Origin of the sequence: Yersinia sp. 2541 StPb PI, from assembly GCF_052217145.1 — a bacterium.
GTDB classification, from domain to species: domain Bacteria; phylum Pseudomonadota; class Gammaproteobacteria; order Enterobacterales; family Enterobacteriaceae; genus Yersinia; species Yersinia enterocolitica_E.
This window is the reverse complement of the sequence record NZ_JAZGQB010000001.1, coordinates 3,704,663-3,718,385: the sequence shown is the minus strand read 5'-3', so window position 1 is coordinate 3,718,385 and position 13,723 is coordinate 3,704,663. Positions and strand designations below refer to the sequence as shown.

The window sequence follows — 13,723 nt, the reverse complement described above, 5'->3', positions numbered from 1 at the left end:
CCTAAGCCGCAGAACACTGAAGAGGTAATGCCGGAGGAGGCTTTCCGGTCAGGCTTGATGAAAGCTATTTTTTAGCACCATCAGGAATAAATATTCGCCAATGAGTAAAAATTCAATGGCGAAGGAAAATATAAGAGAGGTAATGTCATGAATCCGTATTCACTGTCAATCGATGAGCTGGTGAGAAAGGCGCGGGCTATCCGCCGCCGGATCGTCCTGCTTAATGCGAACAGCCCCGCAGGGGGGCATACCGGTGCTGATCTTTCGCAGGTAGAGATTCTGACCGCACTCTATTTCCGCATCCTTAATTGCGCACCTGACCGGTTAACTGATCCTGAGCGCGATATCTATGTGCAATCTAAGGGCCATGCCGTTGGCGGCTATTACTGTTGTCTGGCGGAAGCGGGTTATTTCCCAGAGGAATGGTTGGCAACTTATCAACACGCTAACTCTCATCTGCCGGGCCATCCGGTAAAACACAAAACGCCGGGGATCGAATTAAATACCGGCGCGCTAGGACATGGTTTGCCGGTCGCAGTCGGGATCGCATTAGCGGCAAAACGCGCCAACAGCAAACGCCGAGTGTTTGTTCTGACCGGCGACGGTGAGTTAGCCGAAGGCAGTAACTGGGAAGCGGCATTAGTGGCTGCTCACTATCAGTTAGACAATCTGATAATCATTAACGATAAAAACAAACTCCAGCTGGCGGGCACCACCAAGTCAATTATGAATACCGACCCGTTGGCGGATAAATGGCGTGCATTTGGTTTAGAAGTAACGGAATGCCAGGGTAATAACATGCAATCGGTGGTGGAAACACTGGAGGCATTACAACCCAAGGGTAAACCCAATGTGGTGATTGCCAACACCGAAAAAGGTGCCGGTATCTCCTTTATTCAAGGGCGCGTGGAGTGGCACCACCGGGTGCCGAAAGGTGCTGAAATTGATCTGGCACTGGAGGAATTGAGCGATGAGTAATGCAGAACATTTGGCCTCAGTGATGGTTGAGCAGTTTATCAAAGCCGTGGATAACGGTGTTGATCTGGTTCCGGTGGTGGCTGATTCCACTTCGACGGCGAAAATCGGGCCGTTTACTGCTCGCTTCCCTGATCGTGTGGTTAACGTAGGTATTGCCGAACAAGCGATGGTCGGCACCGCCGTGGGCTTATCCATGGGCGGGAAAGTTGCAGTAACCTGTAATGCCGCGCCATTCCTGATTTCACGCTCCAATGAGCAGCTAAAAATCGATGTTTGCTACAACAATAGCAATGTTAAGTTGTTCGGTCTCAATTCTGGCGCCAGTTACGGGCCGCTGGCCAGTACTCATCACTGTATCGATGATATTTCTATCTTACGTGGTTTTGGCAATATCGAAATTTATGCTCCCTCTGACCCACAAGAGTGCCGTCAAATAATTGATTATGCTATCGCCCATCAGGGACCGGTCTATATTCGTCTGGACGGCAAATCCTTGCCACAACTCCATGATGAGCACTACCACTTTGTACCGGGGCAGATTGATGTCTTGCAGGATGGTCAGGATATTGCTCTGGTAGCGATGGGTTCTACAGTGCATGAGGCTGTAAGCGCTGCCGCGATACTGGCGGATAACAACGTTTCTGCTGCGGTGGTCAACGTTTCTTCTATTCGTCCGTGTGATACTCAGCAACTGTTAGCCATTCTCCAGAAGAGTCAGCGGGTGATTACCATCGAAGAGCACAACATTAATGGTGGTGTGGGCAGTTTGGTGGCTGAAGTGTTGGCCGAAGCGGGCAGTGGGATCCCATTGGTGAGATTAGGTATTCCTGATGGCGGCTATGCGATTGCTGCCGACAGGGCAGATATGCGTGCCTATCATGGTTTTGATGCGGCAGGCATTGTAGCGCGTGCTCTGCGGTTTTGCCGAGGAGAGTAATCATGTCAACGCCGATTATTCTGGCTATTGATGAAGGCACCACCAATGCCAAAGCCATTGCAGTGGACACTGCCGGGCAGATTCTGGCGAAGGCTTCAGTGCCTCTTCTGTTGAATCACCCAAGGCCTGGTTGGGCAGAGCAGGACCCGCTGGCTATCTGGCAGGCGGTCTCTTTGGCAATCGAAGGCTGTCTGAACCAGTTGGCAGGTGCGCGGGTGGCCGGTGTTGCCATCAGTAACCAGCGTGAGTCGGTGCTGATTTGGGAGCGGGAGACCGGCACACCACTGACGCCAGTGGTGAGTTGGCAATGTCGGCGCTCAGAGCTTTTCTGTCAAACGCTGAGCCAGTTACCGGAGGCGGCAATGATTGCCGAACGCACTGGATTGCCGATTGATCCGCTGTTTCCGGCCGCCAAGGTTCACGGCATGCTGGCAGAAATCCCACGTGGTGTGGAACGTGCGGCTCACGGTGAACTGTGCGTCGGAACCATCGACTGTTGGTTAACCTGGCAGCTCAGTGGCGGCCAAAGTTTCTCGACCGATTTCTCCAATGCAGCCCGTACCCAACTGTTTAATATTCATTCCGGCCAATGGGATCCTGACCTGCTGGCGCTATTTGGTATTCCCAGTCTTTGTCTGCCTGCGGTATTACCCTCGGCGGCTATCCACGGACATACCGGTAATACCGGTATTATTGGCTTGCCACAGGGGATACCGATTGTGGCACAAATCGGCGACTCCCACGCTGCACTCTATGGGCAGGGCGGTGACCGTGCGGGCGAAATCAAAGCGACCTATGGTACCGGCTCTTCCCTGATGACTACCGTGAAGCAGGCGGTAACACAGAGCAATGGCCTGAGTACCACCATTGCCTGGCATGACGGTGAACTACGTTACGCCCTCGAAGGCAATATCACGCATACCGGTTCGGGGGTGGCGTGGGTTTCACGCATGCTAGGTATCACGGATTTAGCGCACTTGACCGAGATGGCGCAAAGTCAGTCAGGTAATCAGGGCGTCTATTTTGTTCCAGCCCTCTCGGGATTAGGGGCGCCTTATTGGGATAGCCAGGCTCGTGGTCTGTTCTGCGGCTTGACCGATGCTACCACCCCTGCGGTATTAGCCCGCGCCGGGTTAGAGTCGGTCGCCTACCAAATAGCCGACGTCTTTTTTGCTATGGAGCGGGCTGGCAACCATCGTCTTGAACGGCTGCGGGTAGATGGTGGAGCGACCAGCAACCGCTGGTTGATGCAATTTCAAGCCGACCTGTTGCAGCGCACGTTGATACGCAACCATACCGCCGAAGTATCGGCACTGGGGGCGGCATATTTAGGCGGGAAAACCCTTGGCTGGTGGCAGGATAACCAGCAATTAGCCGCACTTCCCCGTGAAGTGGAATACATCGAACCGCGCGCTCAAAGTGCGGAGATGCAAGATAACTATAGCCTCTGGCAAACGGCCATCGCGCGTGCGCGTTTTCAGCCGAAATAACCCACACTAGGAGTAAGCATATGTCAGCAATACCTCGTAAGTTAACTTTCGCGGTGATTATCGGCAACCGGGGGTTTTTCCCAAGCTATCTGGTGGCTGACGCGCGCCGTGATGCTCAGGCGCTGTTTGATAGACTGGGCATCAACATCATTATGCTCAATGAAGAGCAAACCCCCTTGGGGGGGGTTGAAAACTGGCGTGATGCCAACGTGTGTGCCGAGTTATTCCGTAAGCACAGCGAAGAGATCCATGGTGTAGTGGTGATTCTGCCCAACTTTGGTGATGAAAAAAGTGTCTCAGATGCTATTCGCCTTTCGGGCCTTAAAGTACCGGTATTAGTACAGGCTGAAGAAGATGCGCTGGATAAAATGGGGCTAGCGACGCGTCGCGACAGCTTCTGCGGCAAAATCTCGTTATGTAACAATCTGCGCCAATATGGCATTCCATTCACATTGACCAAGCAGCATGTTTGTAGTCTAAACAGCGAAATATTTAGCCACGACGTCGAACAATTTGTACAACTGTGCCGTGTGGTGCATGCCATGAAACGGGTGCGTGTCGGGGCTATTGGTGCTCGTCCAACTAACTTTAATACTGTGCGCTACAGCGAGAAGTTATTGGAGAATTTGGGCATTACTGTTGAAACGCTCGATTTATCCGAAGTGTTCTTCCGCGTCGCTAATCTCAGTGATAACGATATTCGTGTTGGTGAAAAACTGGCGCTGTTAAAAGCCAACGGTGACACCAGTGCCATCCCACAAGATAAGTTACACAAAATGGCGAAACTGTTTGTGGTTATCAGTGAATGGATCATCGCCAACGATATCGATACCACCGCCATGCAGTGCTGGACCTCGCTGCAACAGAATTTGGGTATCAACGTCTGTTCCATTATGAGCGTGATGTCCGGGCAACTGATGCCAAGTGCCTGTGAAGTGGATGTAATGGGGGCACTATCGATGTATGCACTGGCGAGTTGCTCACTGGCGCCGGCCTCAATTGCTGACTGGAATAATAACTTTGGCGCAGAACGTGATAAATGTGTGTTATTCCACTGTGGCAACTTTGCCAGTGAAAGTCTGGAAAGCTCAACCATGGGCACCGCTGATATTATCGGAACAACTGTAGGTTGCGAGAATACCTGTGGTGCTGTCCATGGTCGCATGAAATCCGGGCCATTGACCTATTTCCGCCTCTCTTCTGATGATTTTACCGGTCGGGTTCGGGCTTATGTCGGTGAAGGCCGTTCTGTCAGTGACGAGTTAGATACCGTGGGTTGCCGTGCGGTAGTGGAAGTGCCACAGCTGGAAAGCTTACTTACGCATATCTGTAATAATGGTTTCGAACACCATGTGGCAATGAACCATTCAGCGACAGCTCAGGTATTGCAAGAAGCATTCAGTAAGTATCTGGGAGTTGATTGTTACTGGCATGGGAAGTCGCCGCTTTAGTTTCAATGACATTATCAAATGCCGCACCAGGGAGGGCGCGGTGAATCATTATGGTGATTATTAACCGAGCACAGTCGCTTTAAAGTAAGGTTTCGGCGGTTAACCTGTCGGTAATCAATACATCAACATAGTTACCCGTCAGTGCACCACGAATGGCAGCACTTTTCCCTACCCCTCCTGCCAGCGCTACCACTCGGGGGCAGGCACGCAGTTGTGGTAGCGACATACCAATCACTGGATCTTCTTCATCGCTAAGTACCGCATCGCCAGCAGCATCAAAATAATGCAGACATAAATCACCCACGGCCCCACGCTCTGCCAGTAACTTGAGCATCTCTTCGTGATAATAGTTACCGGAGTTTCTCAATAGCTGTGATGGCTCCAGATCACCAATTCCCACCAATGCCAGATCAACTTCGGCAAATTTATTCACTACGTCGGCAACTTCACCACTGGATATCAAGCGTGCGCGGTCTTCTGTCGAACGTTCAATACTTTGAGCGGGCAGCAAGTAAGCCGGACAATTTAAAATATTGGCTAATGCTTGAGTTAACAAGGTGGCTTGCACATTACCATTGGGGCCAACCCCTCCCAGTAATTGGATAACCCCGCTGGTTTTGATGTTAAGCGGATGAAGATTATCAACCATCGCCCGGATAGTGCTACTCCACGAAGAGATCCCCACCATATCGTTTGGGCGAATACTGGTTTGCATGTAATGGGCAGCAGCAGAACCAATAGCTTGCTTTATTTGGACTGGGTTGGCGTCATCAGCAATATCCACCACAATGGCCTGATCGATTCCATAGTGTTTTTGAATCCGTGATTCGATACCAATAAACATATTGGCAGGCTGAATCACGCTGATTTTCACCACTCCTTCTTTAACGCAGCGGGTGATCGCTCGGGAGACAAAAGATTGAGATAAATGCAGGCTGTCAGCAATTTCAGATTGCTTCATACCTTCGCTGTAATACAGCGTGGCTATTTTCACCAGCAACCGTTGCTCATCTTGTCTCGACATGGTTCCGTCCCGCTAATTATCTGATGCTGGTATTTTTATTCAAAGCTGAATAAATAACAAGCTGTACCGAATTTTAACGTCAGAGAGGCTGTACAAACAAACTGATACCCCTATGACCCCGAGTTACGGGGCGTTAGGTGTGTCTGTTGCAGACGATTCCTCTGTTTTTTCTACTTCTTCTTGTTGGTCAGGAGGCGGCATAACATCGTGGATCATTTGCTCGTCAAAGCTAGGGTTCAGCGCTGGTGACAGTGGGGAACTGACCAGGCTGTCCGGTATTGCCATGTGTGGAACCGGGGCATCGTTAACGAATTCGTCCTGATCTTGTTTCACCGTTCTGCTCAGTGTTATCAGGCTCACACCACACAGTACGAAGAATGCATATAGAATATTGCCACCCAATGGCTGAATCAGGGCACCTACAGCGAGCGGCCCAATACTGGCGCCAACGCCAAATGACATCAGTAAGCATGCCGCCAGTGAAACTCGCCGCTCTGGTGCAATCAGGTCATTAGCCAGAGCGACCACCAGTGGGTAGAGGGTGAACTGCAACATGCTGACGACAAACCCCAGACCCAGTAAAAAATGGAACGAGATATGGGGCACCAGGGCCAGCGGCAGTGCAGTTAATGCCAGTAATAATGCGTTAATACGGATCAGTAGCGTGCGGTTATAGCGATCGGACAACCAACTGAGAGGAAGTTGGGCCACTAAACCGGCAAAGATAGATAATGCCATAAACAGGCCGGTCTCCTGCGTTGATAGCGATTGCAGGCTGGCATAGACCGGTGCCAGACCATAGAAGGAGCCGACAATCATGCCAATTACCAAAGTTGATGCCAGTATTTTGGGAATTGAACTGATAAAGAATTTCAGCTCCATAGGGGCTGGGGACATTTGTTGGGCATTACTGCGCGTTGTTAGGGCTACAGGCACCAGGCAAAGGGCAAAAAATAGCGCAATAATCATCAGGGTGCTCAGACCCAACTCAGGTTGGAGCATTAATACCACCTGACCTAACGCCATACCGGCATAGGTTGCAGCCATATAAACACCAAACACGATACCGCGTTGATTAGAGGCTGCCTGATCATTGAGCCAACTTTCCAGCACCATAAACTGACACATCATACAGAGGCCAATAATCAAGCGCAGAACTACCCATGCGGGGATGTATTCAGTAAGTCCATGGCTTAACACGGCTGCCGTGATAATACCGGCACAGGCGACATAAGCGCGAATATGGCCTACGCGGGCAATCAGGAAATGGCCAACCTTGCCACCGATCACCAGACCAATATAATTTGCGGCAATAATTGCCCCAATTAATGCACCTGAGACATGGATGGCGGTCAACCTTAGCGAAATATAGGTCGTCAATAAGCCTGAACCCAGCAACATCAAAACGGTTGCACTATAAAGTGGGAAAAAGGCGTTAAGCGTTTTTTTCACTATCTCGTCCTTAGTTCATCATCCCGGATAACTATCCAGTACCCCTGATGCAACTTGCCGCATCCTACGTTGCCGATAAATTCGAACAGCCCTTTTGATACTAACAGCTAAGCCTGTGAGGTAAAGCTTTGTACGGGAAAGCGCTTTTTTTCATTCCTCCTTGCGAGAGGTTTCGCATAACTGACAGTGGTTGTCGTTACGGGCTAAAGAAGTGCTACTATCGGCGGCGGGAGATTTTATTAGAGTAGGGGGCAACAATGAGCGAGAAACAATTACGCCAGCTCAGTATTGCAATCGGGAATAAGCTAAAGGCCCGTGGTGCCTGGGTGACCTGTGCTGAGTCCTGTACAGGGGGTTGGGTGGCCAAAGCATTAACTGATATTGCGGGGAGTTCAGCGTACTTTGACCGTGGTTTCGTGACATACAGTAATGCAGCCAAACACGATTTGCTCGGTGTGGACGAAATCACGTTAGCAAATTATGGTGCTGTGAGTGAAGCCGTAGTACGAGAGATGGCGCTCGGAGCATTGAGAGAAGCGAATGCTGACTTCGCGGTATCTATTAGTGGCATTGCCGGGCCTGATGGTGGCAGTGCGGATAAACCGGTTGGTACGGTATGGTTTGCTTTCGCGGCACGTGAAGGGCAGATTTTGGCATGCAAACAGATTTTCCCCGGTGATCGCGATGCAGTAAGGCTGCAAGCGGCTGTTTTCGCGCTACAAACACTATTCGATGATTTTCTGTAAAAATAGGCTTGATACTGTATGATTGTACAGTATAATTAGCGGTAATTTCCTGCATAAAACAACATTCAGTGGTAATGGTAGGGGTAACCCCTGCATACCAGAGAGGGAGTAAAAATGGCTATTGATGAGAATAAACAAAAGGCGTTAGCAGCAGCACTGGGCCAAATTGAAAAACAATTCGGTAAAGGCTCTATTATGCGCCTTGGCGAAGACCGCTCAATGGATGTTGAAACCATCTCTACCGGTTCCCTTTCTCTTGATATCGCATTGGGAGCCGGTGGCTTGCCAATGGGGCGTATTGTTGAGATTTATGGTCCTGAGTCATCAGGTAAAACAACGCTAACGTTACAGGTTATTGCTTCCGCACAGCGTGAAGGCAAGACTTGTGCATTTATCGATGCTGAGCATGCTCTTGACCCAATTTATGCCAAAAAATTAGGTGTAGATATTGATAACCTGCTTTGTTCTCAGCCAGATACTGGCGAGCAAGCATTGGAAATCTGTGATGCATTGACTCGTTCTGGTGCTGTTGACGTTATCATCGTTGACTCGGTTGCTGCATTGACGCCTAAAGCCGAGATTGAAGGCGAAATCGGTGACTCTCACATGGGCCTTGCGGCACGTATGATGAGCCAGGCTATGCGTAAGCTGGCGGGTAACTTGAAGAATGCGAATACCTTACTGATCTTCATTAACCAGATTCGTATGAAGATCGGCGTTATGTTTGGTAACCCTGAAACTACCACCGGTGGTAACGCACTTAAATTTTACGCGTCTGTACGTTTGGATATTCGCCGTATTGGCGCAGTAAAAGAAGGCGATGTAGTTGTTGGTAGCGAAACTCGCGTTAAAGTTGTGAAAAACAAAATTGCAGCGCCATTTAAACAAGCTGAATTCCAGATTCTGTACGGTGAAGGCATCAATATTAACGGCGAACTCGTTGATTTGGGTGTTAAACACAAACTGATTGAGAAAGCAGGTGCATGGTATAGCTACAACGGCGACAAAATTGGTCAAGGTAAAGCGAATGCCAGCAACTATTTAAAAGAAAACCCAGCGGTTGCGGCAGAGTTGGATAAAAAACTGCGTGAAATGCTACTTAACGGTGGGAACGGCGAACAACCTGTAGCAACAGCAGCATTTGCCGATGAGACTGATGAAACTAGCGAAGAGTTTTAATTAATAAGGTTAAAACAGCGCGTTAGTATCAGCAGATTAAGTAGTTAACAAGCGGCCCATTAATTGGGCCGCTTGAGTAAGTAAATAGCAATTCGTATTCAGCTCTCCACTCCTGCTCATATCCAAAATAATCAGAGCCCGTACCTACCTGCAACGCCGAGAGAGAAGGCTGTTACCCAAAATAATTTGATTACAGCAAGGTAGCCAACGAATGAGTTCCGATGAACTGACCCTTGTCAGTAATTCGGGCGAGTGAGAGCCGCTAACACAGCAGTAACCTCAAGTAAGAAGGGTATATGAATGACCTGTTAAGCCGTGCCATGAGATTACTCTCTCAGCGTGATCATAGTGAATCGGAGTTGCGCCGTAAGCTTGCAGCCCAGCCTTTTTCGGCAAAAGGGAATTGGGGTAGGCGCACCAGCGGTGAAAATAGCAAACCTGTCGAAGATATTGATCCTCAAGCTATCGAACAAGTTATTGCTTATTGCTATCAACACGATTGGTTAGACGATTCCCGCTTTGCCACCAGTTATATTAATAGCCGTAGTCGGAAAGGATATGGGGCACAGCGCATCCGTTCGGAATTGATGCAAAAAGGGGTCGATAAAGAACTAATTCAAGCTGCTTTTGAAATCAGTGAAATCGACTGGTGTCTGCTCGCAAAAGAAGTCGCACAGCGTAAATTTAGTGAAACTTTACCTCTTGAGTGGAAAGAAAAGGCGAAAGTTCAGCGTTATCTCCTCTATCGTGGCTTCTTCCAAGAAGAAATTCAGTCGATTTACAATGATTTTGTCGAATGAATGCACGCGGGATTTTACTTCCCCTCGAAGAAAATTTATCTTATTCCCACTTTTTGTTCGTGAGCTTACTCACTGCGTTATCAATAATTGATGCGCAATATGCTTGCGGGCCATTCTTTTAGCTTGTTTCCGGGGCAATTATGAGCAAGAGCACCGCTGAGATTCGTCAAGCGTTTCTCGATTTCTTCCATAGCAAGGGACACCAGGTTGTATCAAGCAGCTCTTTGGTTCCCAATAATGACCCGACGCTGTTGTTTACCAATGCGGGGATGAACCAGTTCAAGGACGTTTTCTTAGGTTTGGATAAACGGGCCTATTCTCGTGCAACGACCTCTCAACGTTGTGTGCGTGCAGGTGGTAAGCATAACGATCTGGAAAACGTAGGTTATACCGCGCGTCATCACACATTTTTCGAAATGTTGGGTAACTTCAGCTTTGGTGATTATTTCAAACATGATGCTATCAGTTTCGCTTGGGAATTATTGACCAGCGAACAGTGGTTTAACTTACCAAAAGAAAAACTTTGGGTAACCGTCTACGAAACCGATGATGAAGCCTATGAAATCTGGGCTAACGACGTTAGTGTTCCTCGTGAACGTATCATTCGTATCGGTGATAACAAAGGTGGTGCTTTTGCGTCAGATAACTTCTGGCAAATGGGTGATACCGGTCCATGTGGTCCATGCACAGAGATTTTCTTTGATCATGGTGACCATATCTGGGGCGGACCTCCTGGGTCGGCAGAAGAAGATGGCGATCGCTATATTGAGATCTGGAATCTCGTCTTCATGCAGTTTAACCGCCAGTCAGATGGCACTATGCTGCCATTGCCTAAGCCCTCGGTTGATACCGGTATGGGGCTTGAGCGTATTGCTGCGGTATTACAACACGTTAATTCTAACTATGAGATTGACCTGTTCCGCGATTTGATTAAAGCGGTGGCGCAAGCCACTGGTGCAACCGATCTTTCCAGCAAGTCGCTGCGTGTCATCGCTGACCATATTCGATCTTGTGCCTTCCTGATTTCTGATGGGGTTATCCCGTCAAATGAAAACCGTGGTTATGTTTTGCGTCGTATTATTCGCCGCGCTATTCGCCATGGCAACATGTTGGGGGCTAAAGAGACTTTCTTCTACAAATTAGTTGCTCCGTTGATTGCCGTGATGGGATCTGCTGCTGCTGAATTGAAACAACAGCAGGCGATGGTTGAACAAGTTCTGAAAACTGAAGAAGAGCAGTTTGCGCGCACCTTAGAGCGTGGCTTAGCCCTGCTGGATGAAGAGCTCAGTAAATTGACCGGTGACACCCTCGACGGTGAGACGGCTTTCCGCTTATATGATACTTACGGCTTCCCGGTTGATTTAACTGCTGATGTTTGTCGTGAGCGTAATCTGAAAGTGGATGAAGCTGGTTTTGAACAAGCGATGGAAGCTCAGCGTCGTCGTGCCCGCGAATCCAGTGGTTTTGGTGCAGATTATAATAGTATGATCCGTGTTGATAGCGCGAGCCAGTTCTCGGGTTATGACCATGTTCATCAACAAGCTACCGTTACCGCATTGTTCCGCAACGGGGTAGCCGTTGATGAAATTAATGCCGGTGAAGAGGCAGTTGTTGTCTTGAATCAAACACCATTTTATGGTGAGTCTGGTGGTCAGGTTGGTGACAAAGGCGAACTTAAAAATGCTACCGCCACCTTCGTGGTAGCGGACACTCAGAAATACGGTCAGGCTATCGGTCACTTGGGGCAATTGACTCAAGGTACTCTGCGAGTTAACCACAGTATTGATGCTCAGGTTGACGTCGCACGTCGTAATCGCATTCGGTTGAACCACTCCGCAACCCATTTACTGCATGCGGCATTGCGTAAAACGCTGGGTGAGCACGTAGCTCAGAAAGGCTCGTTAGTTAACGACAAGTATTTGCGTTTTGACTTCTCTCATTTTGAAGCGATGAAGCCAGAACAAATTCGTCAGGTAGAAGATCTGGTCAACGAGCAGATTCGCCGTAACTTGCCAGTCCAGACAGAAGTGATGGAACTGGATGCGGCCAAAGAAAAAGGGGCGATGGCCCTGTTTGGTGAGAAGTATGACGACCAGGTACGAGTATTAACCATGGGCGATTTCTCAACTGAGCTGTGTGGCGGTATTCACGCCAGCCGCACTGGTGATATTGGCTTGTTCCGCATCCTGTCTGAATCAGGTACGGCGGCAGGTATCCGCCGTATCGAGGCAGTCACTGGAGAGGGGGCTATTGCACTGCTACACCAGCAAACTGACCTGCTGGCGGATGTTGCTCATCTGGTGAAGGGTGATACCCATAATTTGGCAGATAAAGTCCGTGCCGTGTTAGATCGCAGTAAACTGCTGGAACGTGAACTCCAGCAACTGAAAGATCAACAAGCCGCTCAAGAAAGTGCGTCATTGTCATCAAGTGCGAAATTGGTTAACGGTGTGAAGTTACTCGTTAGTCAGTTAGACAATGTTGAACCAAAAATGCTGCGTACCATGGTTGATGATCTTAAAAATCAACTGGGGTCGGCCATTATTGTGCTGGCAACAACAGCGGATGATAAGGTCAGCCTGATTGTTGGTGTAACCAAAGATCTTACCGGAAAAGTAAAAGCAGGTGAGTTAATCGCAGATATTGCCCTGCAAGTGGGCGGTAAAGGCGGTGGACGGCCTGATATGGCACAAGCGGGTGGTACTGATGTTCTGGCATTGCCAGCGGCATTGGCAAGCGTAGACGCTTGGGTAGCTTCCCGGTTATAAGCAAGTAATGACCTATTAAATCAATACGCCATATCTCTATGCTGGGTATGGCGTTTTTCAATTTTCATGTCATAGTTCGAAAACAAAGTTAAACGCAAAGTTGTTTGCTTCAGCTAAACTTGTATTAGTTAGAGACTCGACCAAGCTACTTACATTTTATGTGAATGTGATGGCTTACGTTTTCACGGTGTATGATGGATAATGGCGGGGAAACTGAGAGACCCGACTCTTTTAATTTTTCAAGGAGCAAAGAATGCTTATTCTGACTCGTCGAGTTGGTGAAACACTCATGATTGGCGATGAGGTTACGGTTACTGTATTAGGGGTTAAAGGCAACCAAGTTCGAATTGGTGTAAATGCTCCGAAAGAGGTTTCTGTTCACCGTGAAGAGATCTACCAGCGCATCCAAGCAGAAAAGTCTCAACCGACGACTTACTGATTTTGAAGCAGCGTCTCGTGTTATACGAGACGCTACTGCTGTCTATTCTCCTCAGTTCTGCTGTTTTATCTCCTTTTAACCTTCTTCTCCCTGTAATAATTTTCTATTTTCAATCTCTTTAATTGGCCGCTGGTGAGAGTTTTATTTTTTCCTCTATCGAATTACGCCGCAATAAACACTATCTTGCCTGTTGATAAAACACTCTTTTTGACGTCAAACTGGTCATGTTGTGTGTGAATTGTGCAAATGAACGTGAGTTGGGAAAAATTGTTTGACTTATAAGTGCGGGAAAGTAATATGTGCGCCACGCAGTGCCGATGAGCTTCTTCAAAAGCAAGTCAGGCACAATTCGAAAGAAGCGTATGGTGAGGTGGCCGAGAGGCTGAAGGCGCTCCCCTGCTAAGGGAGTATACGGTCAAAAGCTGTATCGAGGGTTCGAATCCCTCCCTCACCGCCATT

At 48.7% G+C, this 13,723-nt stretch carries 11 protein-coding genes and 1 tRNA gene; 10 read left to right on the top strand and 2 right to left on the bottom strand.

The window, feature by feature from the left end; translation table 11 throughout:
* Positions 1-147 precede the first annotated feature (147 nt).
* The 4 genes from V1953_RS16750 to V1953_RS16735 are packed head-to-tail and all read left to right on the top strand — an operon-like array spanning position 148 to position 4,856.
* Complete coding sequence (locus V1953_RS16750; RefSeq protein WP_005181977.1) at positions 148-978, top strand: transketolase; 831 nt, start codon at positions 148-150, stop codon at positions 976-978.
* Positions 971-1,915 carry a transketolase family protein gene (locus tag V1953_RS16745; protein WP_420073098.1) on the top strand — a complete coding sequence of 315 codons (945 nt, stop codon included), beginning with the start codon at positions 971-973 and terminating at the stop codon, positions 1,913-1,915. The genes V1953_RS16750 and V1953_RS16745 overlap by 8 nt, the downstream gene beginning before the upstream one ends.
* Before the next feature lie 2 nt (positions 1,916-1,917).
* Positions 1,918-3,405, top strand: coding sequence for an FGGY family carbohydrate kinase (locus V1953_RS16740; RefSeq protein ID WP_420073097.1), 1,488 nt, complete (start codon positions 1,918-1,920; stop codon positions 3,403-3,405).
* Positions 3,406-3,425: 20 nt separating this feature from the next.
* Entirely contained in the window at positions 3,426-4,856 is a 1,431-nt protein-coding gene (locus V1953_RS16735; RefSeq protein ID WP_083160258.1) for an L-fucose/L-arabinose isomerase family protein, read from the top strand.
* A gap of 79 nt (positions 4,857-4,935) precedes the next feature.
* Here the strand turns inward: V1953_RS16735 and V1953_RS16730 are convergent, their stop codons facing one another.
* Both V1953_RS16730 and V1953_RS16725 read right to left on the bottom strand, forming a co-directional pair.
* Positions 4,936-5,880: a sugar-binding transcriptional regulator gene (locus V1953_RS16730; protein WP_083160256.1), complete on the bottom strand. Its 945-nt coding sequence runs from the start codon at positions 5,878-5,880 to the stop codon at positions 4,936-4,938.
* 123 nt (positions 5,881-6,003) lie between these two features.
* Positions 6,004-7,332, bottom strand: a complete 1,329-nt coding sequence (locus tag V1953_RS16725; protein WP_083160254.1) for an MFS transporter — start codon at positions 7,330-7,332, stop codon at positions 6,004-6,006.
* Positions 7,333-7,589: 257 nt separating this feature from the next.
* On the opposite strand from V1953_RS16725, the gene pncC reads away from it, so the two are divergent.
* From pncC to V1953_RS16695, 6 genes are all read left to right on the top strand, one after another.
* A complete protein-coding gene (pncC, locus tag V1953_RS16720) occupies positions 7,590-8,078 on the top strand; it encodes a nicotinamide-nucleotide amidase (protein ID WP_083160252.1) in 489 nt (162 codons plus the stop codon).
* A 114-nt stretch (positions 8,079-8,192) separates the two neighbouring features.
* Positions 8,193-9,257, top strand: a complete 1,065-nt coding sequence (gene recA, locus V1953_RS16715) for a recombinase RecA (protein ID WP_083160250.1) — start codon at positions 8,193-8,195, stop codon at positions 9,255-9,257.
* 296 nt (positions 9,258-9,553) lie between these two features.
* The gene (gene recX / locus V1953_RS16710; RefSeq protein WP_083160248.1) at positions 9,554-10,057 is read left to right on the top strand and encodes a recombination regulator RecX; all 504 of its coding nucleotides are present in this window, start codon (positions 9,554-9,556) and stop codon (positions 10,055-10,057) included.
* 140 nt (positions 10,058-10,197) lie between these two features.
* A complete protein-coding gene (gene alaS, locus V1953_RS16705; RefSeq protein WP_442851139.1) occupies positions 10,198-12,825 on the top strand; it encodes an alanine--tRNA ligase in 2,628 nt (875 codons plus the stop codon).
* 253 nt (positions 12,826-13,078) lie between these two features.
* The gene (csrA, locus tag V1953_RS16700) at positions 13,079-13,264 is read left to right on the top strand and encodes a carbon storage regulator CsrA (RefSeq protein ID WP_002209449.1); all 186 of its coding nucleotides are present in this window, start codon (positions 13,079-13,081) and stop codon (positions 13,262-13,264) included.
* A 364-nt stretch (positions 13,265-13,628) separates the two neighbouring features.
* Positions 13,629-13,721: transfer RNA gene (locus V1953_RS16695), tRNA-Ser, on the top strand.
* Positions 13,722-13,723: the final 2 nt, after the last annotated feature.

Coding starts and splice junctions, on each gene's coding strand:
- recA (WP_083160250.1), top strand. CDS start 8,193: ATGGCTATTGATGAGAATAAACAAAAGGCGTTAGCAGCAGCACTGGGC.
- V1953_RS16730 (WP_083160256.1), bottom strand. CDS start 5,880: ATGTCGAGACAAGATGAGCAACGGTTGCTGGTGAAAATAGCCACGCTG.
- csrA (WP_002209449.1), top strand. CDS start 13,079: ATGCTTATTCTGACTCGTCGAGTTGGTGAAACACTCATGATTGGCGAT.
- V1953_RS16740 (WP_420073097.1), top strand. CDS start 1,918: ATGTCAACGCCGATTATTCTGGCTATTGATGAAGGCACCACCAATGCC.
- V1953_RS16735 (WP_083160258.1), top strand. CDS start 3,426: ATGTCAGCAATACCTCGTAAGTTAACTTTCGCGGTGATTATCGGCAAC.
- recX (WP_083160248.1), top strand. CDS start 9,554: ATGAATGACCTGTTAAGCCGTGCCATGAGATTACTCTCTCAGCGTGAT.
- alaS (WP_442851139.1), top strand. CDS start 10,198: ATGAGCAAGAGCACCGCTGAGATTCGTCAAGCGTTTCTCGATTTCTTC.
- V1953_RS16745 (WP_420073098.1), top strand. CDS start 971: ATGAGTAATGCAGAACATTTGGCCTCAGTGATGGTTGAGCAGTTTATC.
- V1953_RS16750 (WP_005181977.1), top strand. CDS start 148: ATGAATCCGTATTCACTGTCAATCGATGAGCTGGTGAGAAAGGCGCGG.
- pncC (WP_083160252.1), top strand. CDS start 7,590: ATGAGCGAGAAACAATTACGCCAGCTCAGTATTGCAATCGGGAATAAG.